This window comes from Streptomyces sp. NPDC102437, from assembly GCF_044765565.1.
Lineage (GTDB): Bacteria > Actinomycetota > Actinomycetes > Streptomycetales > Streptomycetaceae > Streptomyces.
In genome coordinates this window covers 1-6,984 of sequence record NZ_JBIWKI010000107.1, presented here as the reverse complement: position 1 = coordinate 6,984, position 6,984 = coordinate 1, and the positions used below count along the sequence as shown (strand labels likewise).

1 protein-coding gene, 3 tRNA genes, 3 rRNA genes and 1 pseudogene are annotated in these 6,984 nt (G+C 52.5%); 1 reads left to right on the top strand and 7 read right to left on the bottom strand.

The genetic code is table 11. From position 1 onward, the window contains the following. Positions 1-267: 267 nt before the first annotated feature. The 6 genes from ACIRJP_RS41710 to ACIRJP_RS41685 form a co-directional block, all read right to left on the bottom strand. A tRNA-Asp gene (locus ACIRJP_RS41710) sits at positions 268-344 on the bottom strand. Positions 345-438: 94 nt separating this feature from the next. Continuing rightward, positions 439-554, bottom strand: a 5S ribosomal RNA gene (gene rrf / locus ACIRJP_RS41705). Positions 555-653: 99 nt separating this feature from the next. Beyond that, positions 654-3,561: ribosomal RNA gene (locus tag ACIRJP_RS41700) — 23S ribosomal RNA — on the bottom strand. Positions 3,562-3,768: 207 nt separating this feature from the next. Then, positions 3,769-3,844: transfer RNA gene (locus ACIRJP_RS41695), tRNA-Ala, on the bottom strand. Between the two features lie 38 nt (positions 3,845-3,882). Next, positions 3,883-3,959: transfer RNA gene (locus tag ACIRJP_RS41690), tRNA-Ile, on the bottom strand. A 74-nt stretch (positions 3,960-4,033) separates the two neighbouring features. Then, positions 4,034-5,575 (bottom strand): 16S ribosomal RNA (locus tag ACIRJP_RS41685). Together the 16S, 23S and 5S rRNA genes with 3 tRNA genes alongside form the textbook arrangement of a ribosomal RNA operon. A gap of 506 nt (positions 5,576-6,081) precedes the next feature. On the opposite strand from ACIRJP_RS41685, the gene ACIRJP_RS41680 reads away from it, so the two are divergent. Next, positions 6,082-6,624, top strand: a complete 543-nt coding sequence (locus tag ACIRJP_RS41680) for a gamma carbonic anhydrase family protein (protein WP_025304486.1) — start codon at positions 6,082-6,084, stop codon at positions 6,622-6,624. Between the two features lie 37 nt (positions 6,625-6,661). Here the strand turns inward: ACIRJP_RS41680 and ACIRJP_RS41675 are convergent. Then, positions 6,662-6,984, bottom strand: a pseudogene (locus ACIRJP_RS41675) (hypothetical protein); the annotation flags it as partial.

Here is a 6,984-nt window from a genome sequence, read left to right as displayed (position 1 = left end):
TAACAACCTGATCCTGAAGGCGGAAAGTACCTAAACCAAATGCAGGGATGCTCATAATGTTTTCTCTCATTAATGGGTAGATGTGGTATGAGGAAGATTATGGCAACTTTTTTATTGATCAAAAACGCCTGGTTCGGCATAAGACTTTTGATCTAAAGGCAACAATATGGGGAGTAAGGCGGTAAGGAAGGACAATTCCGGCCTGAAAATCGCAAAATATAGATATGAAAAAGCCCTGAGTCAGAGACTCAGGGCTTATCAATTAAGTGGCGGAACGGACGGGGCTCGAACCCGCGACCCCCTGCGTGACAGGCAGGTATTCTAACCAACTGAACTACCGCTCCACCGATTCTTTTACGTTGCATCTCTCGATGCCGGCAAATTCGCGCTTTGCGATTTGCGCATTACCAGTCGTCACACTGATAACGTTTATTTGATGCCTGGCAGTGTCCTACTCTCGCATGGGGAGACCCCACACTACCATCGGCGCTACGGCGTTTCACTTCTGAGTTCGGCATGGGGTCAGGTGGGACCACCGCGCTATTGCCGCCAGGCAAATTCTGTTTCATTCCAACCGCCTCACTCCCGTGAAGCCATCAGAACCAATCTCGGAACGTCGCTGAAAATCTCTCTAAAAACACCTTCGGTGTTGTAAGGTTAAGCCTCACGGATCATTAGTACTGGTTAGCTCAATGCATCGCTGCACTTACACACCCAGCCTATCAACGTCTTAGTCTTAAACGTTCCTTCAGGGACCTTAAAGGCCCAGGGAAGACTCATCTTGAGGCAAGTTTCGCGCTTAGATGCTTTCAGCGCTTATCTTTTCCGCACTTAGCTACCGGGCAATGCCATTGGCATGACAACCCGAACACCAGTGGTGCGTTCACTCCGGTCCTCTCGTACTAGGAGCAACCCCTCTCAATCTTCCAACGCCCACGGCAGATAGGGACCGAACTGTCTCACGACGTTCTAAACCCAGCTCGCGTACCACTTTAAATGGCGAACAGCCATACCCTTGGGACCTACTTCAGCCCCAGGATGTGATGAGCCGACATCGAGGTGCCAAACACCGCCGTCGATATGAACTCTTGGGCGGTATCAGCCTGTTATCCCCGGAGTACCTTTTATCCGTTGAGCGATGGCCCTTCCATTCAGAACCACCGGATCACTAAGACCTACTTTCGTACCTGCTCGAGCCGTCACTCTCGCAGTCAAGCTAGCTTATGCCTTTGCACTAACCTCACGATGTCCGACCGTGATTAGCTAACCTTCGTGCTCCTCCGTTACTCTTTGGGAGGAGACCGCCCCAGTCAAACTACCCACCAGACACTGTCCTCACCCCAGATTATGGGGCCGAGTTAGAACATCAAACATTAAAGGGTGGTATTTCAAGGATGGCTCCACGCAGACTGGCGTCCACGCTTCAAAGCCTCCCACCTATCCTACACATCAAGGCTCAATGTTCAGTGTCAAGCTATAGTAAAGGTTCACGGGGTCTTTCCGTCTTGCCGCGGGTACACTGCATCTTCACAGCGAGTTCAATTTCACTGAGTCTCGGGTGGAGACAGCCTGGCCATCATTACGCCATTCGTGCAGGTCGGAACTTACCCGACAAGGAATTTCGCTACCTTAGGACCGTTATAGTTACGGCCGCCGTTTACTGGGGCTTCGATCAAGAGCTTCGCCTTGCGGCTGACCCCATCAATTAACCTTCCAGCACCGGGCAGGCGTCACACCGTATACGTCCACTTTCGTGTTTGCACAGTGCTGTGTTTTTATTAAACAGTTGCAGCCAGCTGGTATCTTCGACTGGCTTCAGCTCCATCCGCAAGGGACTTCACCTACATGCCAGCGTGCCTTCTCCCGAAGTTACGGCACCATTTTGCCTAGTTCCTTCACCCGAGTTCTCTCAAGCGCCTTGGTATTCTCTACCTGACCACCTGTGTCGGTTTGGGGTACGATTTAATGTTACCTGATGCTTAGAGGATTTTCCTGGAAGCAGGGCATCAACTACTTCTGCACCGTAGTGCATCGTCATCACGCCTCAGGGTTAGTATGCAACCGGATTTACCAGGTCACACCCCCTACACGCTTAAACCGGGACAACCGTCGCCCGGCTAGCCTAGCCTTCTCCGTCCCCCCTTCGCAGTAACACCAAGTACAGGAATATTAACCTGTTTCCCATCGACTACGCTTTTCAGCCTCGCCTTAGGGGTCGACTCACCCTGCCCCGATTAACGTTGGACAGGAACCCTTGGTCTTCCGGCGAGCGGGCTTTTCACCCGCTTTATCGTTACTTATGTCAGCATTCGCACTTCTGATACCTCCAGCAACCCTCACAGGCCACCTTCAACGGCTTACAGAACGCTCCCCTACCCAACAACGCCTAAGCGTCGCTGCCGCAGCTTCGGTGCATGGTTTAGCCCCGTTACATCTTCCGCGCAGGCCGACTCGACCAGTGAGCTATTACGCTTTCTTTAAATGATGGCTGCTTCTAAGCCAACATCCTGGCTGTCTATGCCTTCCCACATCGTTTCCCACTTAACCATGACTTTGGGACCTTAGCTGGCGGTCTGGGTTGTTTCCCTCTTCACGACGGACGTTAGCACCCGCCGTGTGTCTCCCGTGATAACATTCTTCGGTATTCGGAGTTTGCATCGGTTTGGTAAGCCGGGATGGCCCCCTAGCCGAAACAGTGCTCTACCCCCGAAGATGAGTTCACGAGGCGCTACCTAAATAGCTTTCGGGGAGAACCAGCTATCTCCCGGTTTGATTGGCCTTTCACCCCCAGCCACAAGTCATCCGCTAATTTTTCAACATTAGTCGGTTCGGTCCTCCAGTTAGTGTTACCCAACCTTCAACCTGCCCATGGCTAGATCACCGGGTTTCGGGTCTATACCTTGCAACTAATCGCCCAGTTAAGACTCGGTTTCCCTACGGCTCCCCTATACGGTTAACCTTGCTACAAAATATAAGTCGCTGACCCATTATACAAAAGGTACGCAGTCACACCACGAAGGTGCTCCCACTGCTTGTACGTACACGGTTTCAGGTTCTATTTCACTCCCCTCGCCGGGGTTCTTTTCGCCTTTCCCTCACGGTACTGGTTCACTATCGGTCAGTCAGGAGTATTTAGCCTTGGAGGATGGTCCCCCCATATTCAGACAGGATGTCACGTGTCCCGCCCTACTCATCGAACTCACGACCTGTGCATTTTAGTGTACGGGGCTATCACCCTTTGCTGCGCGACTTTCCAGACGCTTCCACTAACACACAAGCCGATTCAGGTTCTGGGCTCCTCCCCGTTCGCTCGCCGCTACTGGGGGAATCTCGGTTGATTTCTTTTCCTCGGGGTACTTAGATGTTTCAGTTCCCCCGGTTCGCCTCATGCCACTATGTATTCATGACATGATAGTGTGTCGAAACACACTGGGTTTCCCCATTCGGGTATCGCCGGTTATAACGGTTCATATCACCTTACCGACGCTTTTCGCAGATTAGCACGCCCTTCATCGCCTCTGACTGCCTAGGCATCCACCGTGTACGCTTAGTCACTTAACCTCACAACCCGAAGATGTTTCCATCGTTCGTGCTGCAAACATTTGAGAGACTCTATGACAGGTTACTCTTCATCCCAGTACATCTACGGAGGGATAAATTTCAGCCGTCATGTTTCAATTTTCAGCTTGTTCCAGATTGTTAAAGAGCAAAATACTTCGCAGCATACTGTCGCCAATATACTCTGAAGTATTGAAATACCGGACTATATGGTGGAGCTAAGCGGGATCGAACCGCTGACCTCCTGCGTGCAAGGCAGGCGCTCTCCCAGCTGAGCTATAGCCCCATACAGTCACGTGCAGTACCTTTTCCACTTCGAAGAAGTGGTAGGCCTGAGTGGACTTGAACCACCGACCTCACCCTTATCAGGGGTGCGCTCTAACCACCTGAGCTACAAGCCTATAAAGGTATTTCTGCTCGTTACTTTCTATCAGACAATCTGTGTGAGCACGCCACTCGAATCAATATCTTTAGGTAAGGAGGTGATCCAACCGCAGGTTCCCCTACGGTTACCTTGTTACGACTTCACCCCAGTCATGAATCACAAAGTGGTAAGCGCCCTCCCGAAGGTTAAGCTACCTACTTCTTTTGCAACCCACTCCCATGGTGTGACGGGCGGTGTGTACAAGGCCCGGGAACGTATTCACCGTAGCATTCTGATCTACGATTACTAGCGATTCCGACTTCATGGAGTCGAGTTGCAGACTCCAATCCGGACTACGACATACTTTATGAGGTCCGCTTGCTCTCGCGAGGTCGCTTCTCTTTGTATATGCCATTGTAGCACGTGTGTAGCCCTACTCGTAAGGGCCATGATGACTTGACGTCATCCCCACCTTCCTCCAGTTTATCACTGGCAGTCTCCTTTGAGTTCCCGGCCGAACCGCTGGCAACAAAGGATAAGGGTTGCGCTCGTTGCGGGACTTAACCCAACATTTCACAACACGAGCTGACGACAGCCATGCAGCACCTGTCTCAGAGTTCCCGAAGGCACCAAAGCATCTCTGCTAAGTTCTCTGGATGTCAAGAGTAGGTAAGGTTCTTCGCGTTGCATCGAATTAAACCACATGCTCCACCGCTTGTGCGGGCCCCCGTCAATTCATTTGAGTTTTAACCTTGCGGCCGTACTCCCCAGGCGGTCGATTTAACGCGTTAGCTCCGGAAGCCACGCCTCAAGGGCACAACCTCCAAATCGACATCGTTTACAGCGTGGACTACCAGGGTATCTAATCCTGTTTGCTCCCCACGCTTTCGCACCTGAGCGTCAGTCTTCGTCCAGGGGGCCGCCTTCGCCACCGGTATTCCTCCAGATCTCTACGCATTTCACCGCTACACCTGGAATTCTACCCCCCTCTACGAGACTCTAGCTTGCCAGTTTCAAATGCAGTTCCCAGGTTGAGCCCGGGGATTTCACATCTGACTTAACAAACCGCCTGCGTGCGCTTTACGCCCAGTAATTCCGATTAACGCTTGCACCCTCCGTATTACCGCGGCTGCTGGCACGGAGTTAGCCGGTGCTTCTTCTGCGAGTAACGTCAATTGATGAACGTATTAAGTTCACCACCTTCCTCCTCGCTGAAAGTGCTTTACAACCCGAAGGCCTTCTTCACACACGCGGCATGGCTGCATCAGGCTTGCGCCCATTGTGCAATATTCCCCACTGCTGCCTCCCGTAGGAGTCTGGACCGTGTCTCAGTTCCAGTGTGGCTGGTCATCCTCTCAGACCAGCTAGGGATCGTCGCCTAGGTGAGCCATTACCCCACCTACTAGCTAATCCCATCTGGGCACATCTGATGGCAAGAGGCCCGAAGGTCCCCCTCTTTGGTCTTGCGACGTTATGCGGTATTAGCTACCGTTTCCAGTAGTTATCCCCCTCCATCAGGCAGTTTCCCAGACATTACTCACCCGTCCGCCGCTCGTCACCCAGGGAGCAAGCTCCCCTGTGCTACCGCTCGACTTGCATGTGTTAAGCCTGCCGCCAGCGTTCAATCTGAGCCATGATCAAACTCTTCAATTAAAAGCTTGATTTGCTTCCACTCGAGAAGCGATGCTCAAAGATTTACTGCATGAATTTTACTTCAGTTAGTCACTCTTCAAGACTTGATATTTTTTTGCATCCGAAGATGCTGGATATCGTCTTGTGGAGTGCCCACACAGATTGTCTGATAAATTGTTAAAGAGCAGTGAGTTAGTCGCTTTCGCTTGCTAACTCGAGGTGGCGTATATTACGCTTTCCTCTTTCAGAGTCAACCCTAATTTTCAGGATTTTTTCTCTTTCTTCCCGGCCGCTGTGTGAAGTGAATCACTTGCGCCGTGTCGATGGAGGCGCATTATAGGGATCCGAGTTTTTTGCACAACCCCTTTTTTGATCTTTTCTTTCTGTTTGCACACTTTTCAGCCCTTCCGGGTGGATCTTGTGCGATCAGGGCCATTTTCCGCAGGATCCGGCGCTGAGATTGGTTGTAATTCCATCGTCAGAGTCTAGTATTGCCGGTAAATATGATCCCGAGGTGAGGCAGCACTATGTCCGATGCAGTACGTTCTTATCTTCAATACACCCCTAAACTCGGTCAGCGCGTCCTGATCGATCCTTCCAGCGTCGTCATCGGCGACGTCGATCTGGCGGATGACGTCAGTATCTGGCCGCTGGTCGCCATCCGCGGCGACGTCAATGCGGTAAAGATCGGCGCACGCAGCAATATTCAGGACGGCAGCGTACTGCACGTGACTCATCGCTCCGAACATAACCCTGACGGTTATCCCCTGCTGATTGGAGAAGACGTGACCGTGGGCCATAAAGCGATGCTGCACGGCTGCGCCATCGGCAACCGAGTGCTGGTCGGTATGGGATCAATCCTGTTGGACGGTGCAGTAATAGAAGACGACGTGATGATTGGCGCCGGCAGTTTAGTGGCGCCGGGCAAACGTCTGGCCAGCGGCTATCTCTATATGGGTAGCCCGGCACGCCAGATTCGGCCGTTAACCGCCGCCGAGTTGGAAGGGTTGCTTTATTCTTCGAACAACTATGTACGCTGGAAAGATGAATACCTGTCGGAAGACATCTGACAGCCCGCCCGTTCCCTATAAAGAGAACGGGCGGGATTTATGCCGCCAGTTCGCTGCGCAGCTGGCGCAATACCGGCTCGATCTCTGGCATTACGCCGTGCCAAAGCAGGAAGGCATGCGCCGCCTGCCCCACCAGCATACCCAGCCCATCGGCATATTCCGTTGCCCCCTGCTTCTGCGCCCAGGCTAGAAACGGCGTGACGCCCTGCTGATAAAACATGTCATAGCAACGGGTTTGCGCGTTAACTACGCCCGCAGGCAACGCCGGGACCTCCCCGCTGATGCCGGACGCCGTCGCATTGATCACCAGATCGAACGCTTGCTGATCACATTGATCCATCGGCGCCGCCGAGATCTCCC

Coding starts and splice junctions, on each gene's coding strand:
- ACIRJP_RS41680 (WP_025304486.1), top strand. CDS start 6,082: ATGTCCGATGCAGTACGTTCTTATCTTCAATACACCCCTAAACTCGGT.